We start from the raw sequence: 12,055 nt of genomic DNA on the forward strand, positions 1-12,055 counted from the left end.
CGGCGCCGAAGTTACGTGGCCGACCGGGCAGCGAGCCGGTCGAGCGCGTATTCGAGCGCGTAGAGATAACCCTTCCAGCCGAGGCCGCAGATAACGCCTTCGGCCTGGTCGGAAAAATACGAGTGATGCCGGAAGGCTTCGCGGCGATGCACGTTCGAGAGATGGATCTCCACGAACGGAATGCCCACGCCTGCCAGCGCATCCCGGATCGCCACGCTGGTGTGCGTGTACGCCGCCGGGTTGATCAGGATGAAGTCCGTCTGTTCCGTGCGGGCCGCCTGAATGCGGTCGACCAGCGCGCCTTCGTGATTGCTCTGGAACGTCGCCAGCTCCACGCCTGCGTCGGCGGCACGGTCGACGAGCGCCTGATCGATCTGCGGCAGCGTCACGCGCCCATAGACCTCCGGTTCCCGGGTGCCGAGAAGATTGAGGTTGGGTCCGTGCAAAACCAGCAGTCGCGTCATGGTCGCTTCTTTTTCCGTGGAATTGCGCGAACTTTAGCGCCGATTAGAGAAATTTGTCTAGTTTTCCAAACGGTTGATATGACCCTCAGTTCGCCGGGTAAGGCTCGGAGAGGTTCATCTTCAGTCAATTGCGTCAATTCCGGCAGCAAAAAGTGCCGTACGGCTGCTAAGCCCCGGTCAAAGTTTCAGCCGCGTCAAAGTGCGTCAAGCGTGTGCCGAAGCTCGTCCGGTTTGATTTGGCCTAATTTTGTCGACCGAACGGCGCCGTTCGCGTCGATTACGACCGTGTAAGGCAAGCCGCCGGCGTTATTGCCGAAGGCGCGCGCGACGTCCGCGCCGCCAAAACCGGCGATATAGATGGGGTAATCGACCTTGACCTTGCTCAGGAAAGTCTTGATGTTGGCCGCCGAATCCACGCCGAGGCCCACGAACTGGATGCCTTTCTTCGCGTATTCGCGATGCAGCGCGGAAAGCTCGGGCATTTCCTCGACGCACGGGCCGCACCACGACGCCCAGAAGTTCACCACAATGGGATGACCTTTATAGATGGCGAGCGACTGCGGCTTGCCGTCCGGGTTGGTGACGGCGGCCGTCCAGAGTTGCTCGACCGCGCTTTGCTTGCCGTTGACCGTTGCCGCGTCCGCGTTCGTGATGGCGGCGGTGCTGCCAGCGCCGCCGTTTGCAAAGTGCCCTGCGAGAATGCCGCCGCAGGCTGCGACCGCCGCCACTGCGACGCCGGCCAGAATCCGCTTTGTGTTCATTGCTGCGCTGTCTATATGAGTCAGGTGGTGGAGGTGGCGCCGCTTTCGTCGATCAGCGCCTGGAGTGTCTGCGCATTGGCGCGCGGCAGACGCCCGCGTGCATCGGCGCGCACAGCGCCGCGCAGGTCGTCGGTATTGTAGAGCGCCACGTGAATGCCGACCGGTTCCTCGACACGCGACGGCTTCCACAGGAAGCTCAGCGTTTCCACATAGCCGCGCGCGGCGAAGTGGCGGGTTTCCGAGACGTCATATTGCACGTTCGCGTTCAGCAGCCAGATGGCGACGCCCTTGGCGTCGTCGCAGAAAATCTGCAGATGGATGTCGGAGTGCTCGCCCGCCGTGCCGTTGAGCACCGCGCCCGTGAGGAACGGGTTGAAGGCCGCGAGCTTGAGCATCCAGTCGAGCGCGATCTCGCGCAGACGCCGCAGCACCGCCGGCTGGCTGTCGCCCTGAAACAGGGCCTGATATTCGCGGATTTCTTCCTCGATCTGGTCGTTGTCGGGGAGCCAGACGCCTTCGACACGGGTGTCCCCCACCACCTGCCGCGCGGCCTTGCGCTTGGCGGTGGCGTAATCCAGGCCGTCCTCGGCAATCATTCTTGCTGCCGCGATGGCGATTTCCTCGCGCACGCGCTGGGGATCGAAATGAGCTCTGCGAATCATGCGCTAATCATACTAGAGAACGCATGGCCCACCCGGCGGCGGCCCCGCGCAGCGCGTCAGCCGTGGGGCCGGACCGCAGGCCGCCACGACCGCCTCCTGGCCCGCTGCGGCGAAAAAGGCCCAATGGCTCGGGTACAATACCGTTCTTTGCCCCGGCGGTTCTGCCTGTCAGCGCCGCCGTCCCGCTTCACCCATCCCAAAAAACCGATCAACCCGTTCACGACGCCCGCGCGGCGCGACAGGCTTATGCACATCCATATCCTCGGCATCTGCGGCACGTTCATGGGCGGTCTCGCCGTGCTCGCGCGCAGTGCGGGCCACACGGTCACCGGCTGCGACGCGGGCGTCTATCCGCCGATGAGCACGCAGCTCGAAGCGCAGGGTATCCGCCTGATCGAAGGTTACGACGCGAGCCAGACGGCGCTGAACCCGGACCTCTACGTGATCGGCAACGTGGTGTCGCGCGGCAATCCGCTGATGGAGGAGATCCTCAATCGCGGCCTGCCGTACACGTCCGGCCCGCAGTGGCTCGGCGAACACGTGCTGCGCGACAAGTGGGTGCTCGCCGTGGCGGGCACGCATGGCAAGACCACCACGAGCTCGATGCTCGCGTGGCTGCTCGAAGACGCGGGCATGAATCCCGGTTTTCTGATCGGCGGCGTGCCGCTGAACTTCGGCATCTCCGCGCGGCTGACCGATTCGAGCTTCTTCGTGATCGAAGCCGACGAATACGACACGGCGTTCTTCGACAAGCGTTCGAAGTTCGTCCATTACCGCCCGCGCACCGCGGTGCTGAACAATCTCGAATTCGATCACGCCGACATCTTCCCCGATCTCGCCGCGATCGAAACGCAGTTCCATCATCTGATCCGCACGGTGCCAGGCGTAGGCCGCGTGGTCTCGAACGGCCGCAGCGAAGCGCTCGATCGCGTGCTGACGCGCGGCGTGTGGAGCGATGTCGAGCGTTTCGGCGTCGATGGCGGCTGGCAGGCGCTGCCGGCCGAAGAAGGCGCGACCGTGGACGAACGCTTCGCCGTCTATCACGACAGCGAGCGCGTGGGCGTGGTCGACTGGCAGATCCAGGGCGAGCACAACCGCCTGAATGCGCTCGCGGCGATTGCCGCCGCGCGCAGCGTGGGCGTGCCGCCCGCGCAGGCGGCGCAGTCGCTCGGCGGTTTCCGCAATGTGAAGCGCCGCATGGAAGTGCGCGGCAGCGTCGACGGCGTGACCGTCTATGACGATTTCGCGCACCATCCCACGGCGATCGAAACGACGATCGCCGGCCTGCGCACGCGCGTCGGTCATGACGAGTCCGGCAAACCCACGCGCATTCTCGCCGTGCTGGAGCCGCGCTCGAACACCATGAAGCTCGGCGTGATGAAGGCGCAACTGCCGGCCAGTCTCGCCGATGCCGATCTCGTGTTCGGCTACGGCGCGCCCAGCGGCAAGGACGCACTGGGCTGGGATCTGGCGGGCGCGCTCGCGCCGCTTGGCGAGAAGGCGCACGCCTACCACGACCTCGACGCGCTGGTGAAGGCGGTTTGCGCCGCCGCGCGTCCGGGCGACCAGGTGCTGGTGATGAGCAACGGCGGATTCGGCGGCGTGCATCAGAAGCTGCTCGATGCGCTCGCGGCGCGGAGCGCGACGTGATCGTCTATCTGCACGGTTTCCGTTCCTCGCCGCAGTCGTTCAAGGCGCGCCTGATGGCGGCGCGCATGGCCGAACTGGGCCGCGAGGGCGAGTGGTTGTGCCCGACGCTGCCGGTTTCGCCCGCCGAAGCCGTCGCGCAGATCGAAAGCGAAATCCGCGCGCACGCCAAAGCCGGCGAGCGTATTACGTTGATCGGCAGCTCGCTGGGCGGCTTTTTCGCCACGTATCTGGCCGAAAAGCACGGCTGGCGCGCCGCGCTGCTGAATCCGGCGGTCGTGCCGGATCGCGATCTGTCGAAGTATCTGGGCGAGCAGCCGCTCTGGCACGGCGGCGGCAGTATCGTCGTCGAGCCGCGTCATCTTGACGAGTTGCGTGCGCTGGCCGTTATGCAGATCACCCAGCCACAGCGCTACTATCTGATCGCCGCGACCGGCGACGAAGTGCTCGATTACCGCGAGATGCTGGCGCACTATCCCGGTGTCGCCACGCACCTGATCGAAGGCAGTGACCACGGCATCAGCGAATTCGCCGATTACGTCGACGAAGTCATCCGGTTCTGCGACGCAGTTTAGGGAAAAACCTTGGGCGTCGCGCCGTTCGCGTTTCGCGCGAGCGTCTATATGTATACAGCAGCACCGCCTGGGCGCGCCGCGCCTGGCCGGTGAGAGCAAGACTGAACGAGAGTGTTGAGTGAACGTTTTCTTTGAGGAATCGGGCAGTTTCAAGGCCGGCAGCGTGCTGTCGAAGCAGGGCGATGCGTTCCAGGTCGAGTTGCCGGGCGGACGCCGCGCCAAGGTGCGCGCAAAAGACGTGCTGATCGAATTCGAGAAGCCCGCCGCCGGCGATCTGCTGGAACAGGCCGACGCCGCCGCGCAGGAGATCGATCTCGATTTCCTGTGGGAATGCGCGCCCGCCGACGAATTTGTCTATACGGCGCTCGCGAGCGAGTACTTCGGCGAGACTTACGGCCCGGTCGAGCGCGCTGCGCTCGTGCTGCGTCTGCACGGCTCGCCCGTGTACTTCCGCCGCAAGGGCCGCGGCCAGTATCAGCGCGCGCCTGAAGAGCAGCTCAAGATGGCGCTGGCGTCGCTGGAACGCAAGCGCCAGCAGGCGCTCGTGCAGGCTGGCTACGAAGACGAGATGAAGGCCGGCAAGCTGCCGGAAGCGCTCAAGGACAAGGCGCTGGGTCTGCTCACCAAGCCGGACAAGAACTCGATCGAGTACAAGGCGCTCGAAGCGGCGGCCGCTGCGCGTGGCATTTCGATGCCGCGCCTGATGCTGGAATGCGGCGGCATTGCCTCGCCGCGCGCCCTGCACGAAGCGCGTTTCCTCGCTGAATTCTTCCCGCACGGCACGGGTTTCCCGCCGGTCGAAGTGGGCGCGTTGCCCGACGATCTGCCCGATGCGGCCCCGCATGTGCAGGCTTTCTCGATCGACGACGTCACCACGACCGAAATCGACGACGCGTTCTCCATCGAGCATCTGGCCGATGGCCGCGTGCGCATCGGTATCCACATCGCGGCGCCGGCGCTGGGCATCGCGCGTGGCGACACGGCCGATACGGTCGCGCGCACGCGTCTGTCCACGGTCTACATGCCGGGCGACAAGATCACCATGTTGCCCGACGATTTCGTCGATGCCTTCACGCTCAAGGAAGGCGGCATGCGCCCGGCGCTGTCGCTCTACAGCATCGTGAATCGCGAGACGCAGGAAATCGTCGCCACGGAAACGCGCGCCGAGCGCGTCTTCGTGAAGAACAACCTGCGCCACAACACGCTCGACGAAGTCGTGACGGAAGAGACGCTGGCCGCCGGCACGGGCGAATATCCGCACAAGGACGACATCGCGATTCTGTGGCCGTTCGCCCAGGCGCTGTTCGAGAAGCGCCAGCAGGCGCGCGCGGGCTACGGTCTGCGCCGCGAAGTGCAGCGCAACACCGACTACAACTTCTACGTGGAAGGCGAGCACGTCAACATCACGCCGCGCCGCCGCGGTTCGCCGCTGGACATGATCGTCGCCGAACTGGCGATTCTCGCGAACTCCACGTGGGGCGCGTTCCTCAACGATCATGGCGTGCCGGGCATCTACCGCTCGCAGCGCGCGTTCGGCGCGCCGTCGGGCCCGAAGCGCACGCGCATGCAGACCAACGCCGCGCCGCACGAAGGTCTGGGCGTCGCGCAATACGCGTGGAGCACCTCGCCGCTGCGCCGTTACGTCGACCTCGTGAACCAGTGGCAGTTGCTCGCGTGCGTGGAGCATGGCGTCGCCGCCAAGCTGGTCGCGCCGTTCAAGCCCAAGGACGCCGATCTGTTCGCGGTCGTGCAGGGCTTCGACGAAACCTATACGGCCTATGCCGATCATCAGCGCCGCATGGAGTATTTCTGGTGCCTGCGCTGGCTCCAGCAGGAAATGCGCGGTGAAGGCGGCGGCGAGCCGCGTCGTGAATTCCCGGCCACGGTCGTCAAGGACGATCTGGTGCGCTTCGAGGAAGTGCCGCTGCTCATGCACGTGCCCGCACTCGGCGTGCACGCGCGCGGTACGCGTCTGATGATGGAAGTGCTGTCGATCGACGAACTGACGATCGAGGCTTCGGTGCGTATGCTGCGCGTGCTCGACGCGCCGGTCGTAACGAGCGGCGAGCAGGCGGAAGAAGAGTCGGGCGAAGACGAAGAACTGATCGACGCCGCCGACGATTCGGCGCAAAGCGAAGCCGAAGCGCAAGCGGAATCTGACGCTGCCAGCGATGCCAACGCCGAAGAAGGCGCCACGCGAGAAGGCGGCGAGCAAGCCGAACAAGCCGAGCAAGCGGAACACCACGCCACGGAGCCGCGCGAATGAGCGCCGATCGATACGCGGTAGTCGGAAACCCGATCGCGCACAGCAAGTCGCCGTCGATTCACGCGCAGTTCGCGGCAGCGACGGGCGAGCCGGTCGAGTACGACCGCCTGCTTGCGCCGCTCGATGGTTTCGTCGAGCACGTGCAGGCGTTTCGCGCGGCCGGCGGCCGTGGCCTGAACGTGACCGTGCCGTTCAAGCTCGAAGCGCATGCGCTTGCGCATCGTCTGTCGCCGCGCGCGGCGGCGGCCGGCGCGGTCAACACGCTGCGTTTCGACGAAGACGGCATTTTCGGCGATAACACCGACGGTTTCGGCCTCGTTCGCGACATCGAAGTGAATCTGGGCGTGGCCTTCAAGGGTGCGCGCGTGCTGCTGCTCGGCGCGGGCGGTGCGGCGCGCGGCGTGGTGTTGCCGATGCTCGAACGTCATCCGCTCGAAATCACCATCGTCAATCGCACGGCGCAGAAAGCGCATGCGCTGATCGAGCAATTCGAAGGCGCGGCGCGCGAATTCGGCTGCCTGCTCAACGGCGGCGGTCCGCAGGCTGTCGATGCGAAGCCTTACGACATCATCGTCAACGCCACGGCAGGCAGTCTCGATGCCGCGCTGCCCGAGTGCGACGCGCGCGCGTTCGGTGCGGGCACGCTGGCCTACGACATGATGTACGGCGCCGAGCCGACGGTCTTCATGCGTCACGCCGAATCGCTCGGCGCGCGCGCTGCGGACGGTCTGGGCATGCTGGTCGAGCAGGCCGCCGAGTCGTTCTTCGTCTGGCGCGGCGTGCGTCCGGACGGTGCGCCCGTGCTGGCCGCGCTGCGCGCGCAGCTGGCGGCGCAGGTTTAAGCCCACGCAGCGCCACGCCATGCGCAGAGAAGCAGCCGCGCCGCGCACCGACGGCATCGCCGGGCGTCAGTTTGCACGCGGCGGTCCACGCACCGGCGAGCCGCGCGGCAAGCGGCCGGGCGCGCTGCGCTGGCTGAGCTACGCGGCTTCGGTGTTCGTGGTCGCGTGGCTCGCGCTGCAAGGCTTCTACTTCGCGCAGATCGCCGCCTGGAATGTTGTCGATCCGCAGACAACGGCCTTCATGCGCTCGGACGCCGCATATCTCGCGGCCGATCACCCCGGGCTCGCCATCCAGCATCAGTGGGTGCCGTACGAGCAGATTTCGCGCAATCTGAAGCGCGCGATCATCGCGTCCGAGGACGCCAACTTCGTCAATAACAACGGCTACGAAACCGACGCCATCCTGCAGGCGTGGGAGCGCAACAAGAAGCGCGGCCATATCGTGCGCGGCGGATCGACGATCACGCAGCAACTCGCCCGCAACCTGTTTCTTTCGCGCGAGAAAAGCTATATCCGGAAAGGTCAGGAACTGATCATCACGTGGATGCTGGAGACGCTGCTCGACAAGGAGCGCATCTTCGAGATCTATCTGAATTCGGTGGAGTGGGGTAACGGCATCTACGGCGCGCAGGCCGCCGCGCAGCATTACTACAAGACCAGCGCGACGAAGCTGACAGCGTGGCAGTCGGCGCGGCTGGCGGTGATGCTGCCGCGCCCCAAGTACTTCGACGATCATCGCAATTCCGCGTATCTGTCGCAGCGGGCCGGTGTGATCGCGCGCCGGATGGGCGCGGCGGAACTGCCTCAATCCCAGCAATAAGCGAGACAAAGCAGCAATGAAAAAGCAGCAATGAAAAAGCGCCGGCATAAACCGGCGCTTTTTTGCTTCAACGAGCGACTATTGGCGCTTACTGACGCGCGAGACGCGCGTTGTCCGGCATCGGCATATTGAAGTTGGTGCGGAACGGGTTGATGTCCAGCCCGCCGCGACGCGTGTAACGCGCGTAGACCGCGAGACGGTCCGGTTTGCACTCGCGCAGGATGTCCATAAAGATGCGCTCGGCGCATTGTTCGTGGAAGCCCGTGTGATTGCGGAACGAGATGATGTAGCGCAGCAGCCCCGCCTGATCGATCTGCGGTCCTACGTAATGAATCTGCACGCTGCCCCAGTCGGGCTGACCGGTCACCGGGCAGTTCGACTTCAGCAGGTTCGACACCAGCGTTTCCTCCACCGGCGATTCCTCGTGCGCGGCCTTCAGCAGCGTGGCGTCCGGGTGATAGACCTCGGCGTCCAGATCGAGACGGTCGATCGACAGGCCTTCGAACTCCTCGAACGCAATCTTGCCGAACGCGCCCGGCTGGTCGAGTTTCACCGACACCGACGCGCCGCTGGCCGCCGAAATATCGCGCTTGAGAATGTCGCGCACTTCATCGGCGGATTCGAACTTCGTTTGCGCGAACGAGCCCAAATAAAGCTTGAACGACTTCGATTCGACGATGTTGGGCGAATCGGCGGGAATGAAGAACGTCGCGATGGCGATCTGCGGCTTGCCGCGCGCGTTGAGCCACGAAAGCTCGTAGGCGTTCCAGATATCGGTGCCGAAGAAGGGCAGTTGCGCGCCGATGCCGATCTGTTCGCGCGCGCCGATGCGCGGAATCGGGAACAGCAGCTTGGCGTCGTATTGCTCGGTGTAGCTGGAAGCCTTGCCGAGCGGAGATTGTTCGGGAGTCATGGTGCGCTGGTTTCGGTTGATGCGTCGTTCGTGGCGCCCGCGCGCATTGCTGCGCGCACGGCGTCCACGGGATTGGCCACGCCGCTCGCCACGTGCCCGGTCGCTGTGACCGAGCGGGCCGATTCGCAGTGGCGGATCTGGTCGTCGAAGAAAAAGTCGGGTTCGAACTCGCGCAGGAACGGGCCTTTGTCGAGTCCGCCAAGGAACATCGCTTCGTCGATTTCGATGTTCCAGGCCATCAGCGTGCGGATCGCGCGCTCATGCGCGGGCGCCGAACGCGCGGTCACGAGCGCGGTGCGAATGCGCATCTGCGCGTTGGCATCCGCGAGTTTCTGCAGGCGGTTCAGCGCCGCGAGCAGCGGCTTGAGCGGACCTTGCGCAAGCGGCAGTTCGCGGTTGTCGCGTTCGTGGCTCACGAAGGCGGAGAGGCCATCGCGCTGGAAGATCTGCTCGGCTTCGTCGGAAAACAGCACCGCATCGCCGTCGAACGCGATGCGAATCTCGTGCGCCGTGTGCTCCGCCATTGTCGCCGATTCTGGAAACACGCGCGCGGCGGGAAATCCGGCGTCGAGCGCGCCGCGCACGTCCTCGGGATTCGCCGAGAGAAACAGCGACGCGTTGAGCGGCTTGAGGTAATGCCAGGGCTCGCGTCCGCGCGTGAACACGCCGCGCTGGATATCGAGCTGATGCTCGCGGCAGGAACTGAACGCGCGCAGCCCGCTGATCGGATCGCTGCGCGAGAGGATCACGACTTCGACGTGATGCGCGCCGTTGTTGAGCGCGAGCAGCTTGCGGATCAGCGCGAACGCCACGCCCGGCCGCGCGGGCAGATTCAGACGCTCGCGCTGCAGCGCCTCGTAGGCGCGCAGGTCGCCGTCCTCGTAGACGCGGTTCTCTTCCTCGAAATCGAAGAGCGCGCGCGACGAGATCGCGACGACGAGTTTGTCGGAGAGCGAAACGGACACGTTCTTGAGCCTCGCCAGCGAGATTACGAGAGGAACAAACGATAAGCCGGGTTCTGCGTCTCTTCCCAGTGCGGATAACCGAGCGTCGCGAGGAAGCGGCGGAACTCCGCGTCTTCCGCCGCGGGCACCTGAATGCCGACCAGAATCGAGCTGTAATCCGCGCCCTGATTGCGGTAGTGGAACAGGCTGATGTTCCAGTTCGGCGCCATCGACGAAAGGAAGCGCATCAGCGCGCCCGGACGCTCCGGGAATTCGAAGCGGAACAGACGTTCGTCATGCGCGAGCGGCGAGCGGCCACCGACCATGTAGCGGATGTGCTGCTTCGAGAGTTCGTCGCCGGTGAGATCGACGCTCGGGAAACCGTGCTCGCCGAAACTCTGCGCGATCTGCGCTGATTCGCCGCGGTTGCGGATCTGCACGCCGACGAAGATATGCGCGCGCTCGGCATCGTCGATACGGTAATTGAATTCGGTGACGCTGCGCGTGCCGACCAGTTCGCAGAAGCGCTTGAAGCTGCCGCGCTCTTCGGGGATCGTCACGGCGAACACGGCTTCGCGCGCTTCGCCGACTTCGGCGCGCTCGGCCACGAAGCGCATGCGGTCGAAGTTCATGTTCGCGCCCGAGGTGATGGCGATCAGCGTTTTGCCGTCGATGCCTTCGCGTTCGGCGTATTGCTTCGCGCCCGCGACGGCGAGCGCGCCAGCGGGCTCGAGCACGCTGCGCGTGTCCTGGAAGACGTCCTTGATGGCAGCGCAGAGGGCGTCCGTATCCACGGTCAGCACGTCATCGAGATATTCCTGGCACAGGCGGAAGGTTTCCTCGCCCACGAGTTTCACCGCCGTGCCGTCGGAGAAGAGCCCGACTTCGCTGAGTTCGACGCGCTTGCCCGCCTTCAGCGATTGCGCCATCGCGCAGGAATCGTCCGTCTGCACGCCGATCACGCGGATTTCCGGGCGCACGGCCTTCACGTACGCGGCCACGCCTGCGGCCAGACCGCCGCCGCCGATCGGCACGAAGATCGCGTGAATCGGGGCCTGATGCTTGCTGAGGATTTCCATCGCCACCGTGCCCTGACCGGCGATCACGTAGGGATCGTCGAAGGGATGCACGAAGGTCAGGCCGCGTTCTTCCTGGAGGGTGACGGCGTGCGCGTAGGCATCGCTGTAGGATTCGCCCGCCTGCACGACTTCGACCATCGAGCCGCCGTGGGCGCGCACGGCATCGACTTTCACCTGCGGCGTGGTGACCGGCACGCAGATCACCGCTTTCACGCCGAGTCGCGCGGCGGAAAGCGCCACGCCCTGCGCGTGATTGCCCGCCGACGCCGTAATCACACCGCGTTGCAACTGTTCCGCCGACAGATGCGCCATCTTGTTGTACGCGCCGCGCAGCTTGAACGAGAAAACCGGCTGGTTGTCCTCGCGCTTGAGCAGGACCGTGTTGCGTAGACGCGTCGAAAGATTCGGTGCGCGTTCGAGTTCGGTCACGCGGGCGGCGTCGTAGACACGGGCGGTGAGGACTTTCTTCAGGTAATCGTCTTGGGTGGCCATGCGAGGGGCGCGCCGGGCGCGGCAGTGTGATCGGGGGAAAGCGCAGAACGCGTGAAATGCCGAAAAAGCGGCAAAAGACGCGAAAACGTCAATGATAGCGCCAACGGCCGGCGCGCTGGCTGCGAGGGCGGGGCGGCCGCGCGGGCATACGGAGCGCACGCAAACGCGCCTACCGGCGATTGCCCGACCTTCCGGACGGCGAATCAAAGGGTGTGCGAAAGGTGTGCAAATGACAAAAAATGAAAGTTATATGTCCCTACGGTTCCCGCGCACCGTCAGCGCGCGTGCGGATCATGCGTTAAAATCGCTTTTTGAAACAAGGATCGGAAGATGCACTGGCAACCTCGGACAGCCCATTTGATGCCCGCACGGCGCGAGACCCGCCCCGCGGCGCAGCGGCATGCCCGCCACGCACGATCGTGTCGCTAAGTCCGAGCGCCGGGGAACCATCGGCGTGAGCGCTGCCGCCATGCTTCCCCACCCCCTTCGTCCGCTATCAGCCACCGCACGCCATCCGCGAGCCACCGGCGGACTCGATTTCAGAATAGCGCCCCACGCGCCCCGTCAGCTTCCGTCATGCAGGCCGCTTG

General features: G+C 65.1%; 10 protein-coding genes and 1 pseudogene. 5 read left to right on the forward strand and 6 right to left on the reverse strand.

Annotated elements, in window-relative coordinates; translation table 11 throughout:
• Positions 1-11 precede the first annotated feature (11 nt).
• From aroQ to U5A67_RS22320, 3 genes are all read right to left on the reverse strand, one after another.
• Positions 12-464 (reverse strand): type II 3-dehydroquinate dehydratase, encoded by a 453-nt coding sequence (gene aroQ, locus U5A67_RS22310; protein ID WP_205983405.1) that lies wholly within the window; start codon positions 462-464, stop codon positions 12-14.
• A gap of 194 nt (positions 465-658) precedes the next feature.
• Positions 659-1,225 carry a TlpA disulfide reductase family protein gene (locus tag U5A67_RS22315; RefSeq protein ID WP_321816202.1) on the reverse strand — a complete coding sequence of 189 codons (567 nt, stop codon included), beginning with the start codon at positions 1,223-1,225 and terminating at the stop codon, positions 659-661.
• 20 nt (positions 1,226-1,245) lie between these two features.
• Positions 1,246-1,887 (reverse strand): UDP-N-acetylmuramate--alanine ligase, encoded by a 642-nt coding sequence (locus tag U5A67_RS22320; protein WP_205983403.1) that lies wholly within the window; start codon positions 1,885-1,887, stop codon positions 1,246-1,248.
• 246 nt (positions 1,888-2,133) lie between these two features.
• On the opposite strand from U5A67_RS22320, the gene mpl reads away from it, so the two are divergent.
• The 5 genes from mpl to mtgA all read left to right on the forward strand — a co-directional run bounded on the left by mpl (position 2,134) and on the right by mtgA (position 8,037).
• On the forward strand, positions 2,134-3,537 hold the full coding sequence (mpl, locus tag U5A67_RS22325) for a UDP-N-acetylmuramate:L-alanyl-gamma-D-glutamyl-meso-diaminopimelate ligase (RefSeq protein ID WP_205983402.1): 1,404 nt from the start codon (positions 2,134-2,136) through the stop codon (positions 3,535-3,537).
• A complete protein-coding gene (locus U5A67_RS22330; RefSeq protein WP_321816203.1) occupies positions 3,534-4,109 on the forward strand; it encodes a YqiA/YcfP family alpha/beta fold hydrolase in 576 nt (191 codons plus the stop codon). The genes mpl and U5A67_RS22330 overlap by 4 nt, the downstream gene beginning before the upstream one ends.
• A 118-nt stretch (positions 4,110-4,227) precedes the next feature.
• On the forward strand, positions 4,228-6,375 hold the full coding sequence (locus U5A67_RS22335; protein ID WP_321816204.1) for a ribonuclease catalytic domain-containing protein: 2,148 nt from the start codon (positions 4,228-4,230) through the stop codon (positions 6,373-6,375).
• Positions 6,372-7,217: a shikimate dehydrogenase gene (aroE, locus tag U5A67_RS22340; RefSeq protein WP_321816205.1), complete on the forward strand. Its 846-nt coding sequence runs from the start codon at positions 6,372-6,374 to the stop codon at positions 7,215-7,217. The genes U5A67_RS22335 and aroE overlap by 4 nt, the downstream gene beginning before the upstream one ends.
• Before the next feature lie 19 nt (positions 7,218-7,236).
• Positions 7,237-8,037 (forward strand): monofunctional biosynthetic peptidoglycan transglycosylase, encoded by an 801-nt coding sequence (mtgA, locus tag U5A67_RS22345; RefSeq protein WP_321816206.1) that lies wholly within the window; start codon positions 7,237-7,239, stop codon positions 8,035-8,037.
• An 88-nt stretch (positions 8,038-8,125) separates the two neighbouring features.
• On the opposite strand, the gene queF is transcribed toward mtgA, so the two are convergent.
• The 3 genes and pseudogenes from queF to ilvA form a co-directional block, all read right to left on the reverse strand.
• Positions 8,126-8,950, reverse strand: coding sequence for an NADPH-dependent 7-cyano-7-deazaguanine reductase QueF (gene queF / locus U5A67_RS22350; protein ID WP_321816207.1), 825 nt, complete (start codon positions 8,948-8,950; stop codon positions 8,126-8,128).
• Between the two features lie 71 nt (positions 8,951-9,021).
• Positions 9,022-9,915 (reverse strand): annotated as a pseudogene (locus tag U5A67_RS22355) (5'-nucleotidase); the annotation flags it as partial.
• 23 nt (positions 9,916-9,938) lie between these two features.
• Entirely contained in the window at positions 9,939-11,465 is a 1,527-nt protein-coding gene (gene ilvA, locus U5A67_RS22360) for a threonine ammonia-lyase, biosynthetic (RefSeq protein ID WP_415767901.1), read from the reverse strand.
• Between the last annotated feature and the right edge of the window lie 590 nt (positions 11,466-12,055).

It is taken from the genome of Paraburkholderia sp. J69-1 (genome assembly GCF_905220255.1).
In the GTDB taxonomy this organism is placed as follows: Bacteria; Pseudomonadota; Gammaproteobacteria; order Burkholderiales; family Burkholderiaceae; genus Paraburkholderia.

Bases quoted from the DNA above. Each gene is read 5' to 3' on its own strand.
- U5A67_RS22315 (WP_321816202.1), bottom strand. From the start codon at position 1,225: ATGAACACAAAGCGGATTCTGGCCGGCGTCGCAGTGGCGGCGGTCGCA.
- mtgA (WP_321816206.1), top strand. From the start codon at position 7,237: ATGCGCAGAGAAGCAGCCGCGCCGCGCACCGACGGCATCGCCGGGCGT.
- mpl (WP_205983402.1), top strand. From the start codon at position 2,134: ATGCACATCCATATCCTCGGCATCTGCGGCACGTTCATGGGCGGTCTC.
- aroE (WP_321816205.1), top strand. From the start codon at position 6,372: ATGAGCGCCGATCGATACGCGGTAGTCGGAAACCCGATCGCGCACAGC.
- U5A67_RS22320 (WP_205983403.1), bottom strand. From the start codon at position 1,887: ATGATTCGCAGAGCTCATTTCGATCCCCAGCGCGTGCGCGAGGAAATC.
- queF (WP_321816207.1), bottom strand. From the start codon at position 8,950: ATGACTCCCGAACAATCTCCGCTCGGCAAGGCTTCCAGCTACACCGAG.
- ilvA (WP_415767901.1), bottom strand. From the start codon at position 11,465: ATGGCCACCCAAGACGATTACCTGAAGAAAGTCCTCACCGCCCGTGTC.
- aroQ (WP_205983405.1), bottom strand. From the start codon at position 464: ATGACGCGACTGCTGGTTTTGCACGGACCCAACCTCAATCTTCTCGGC.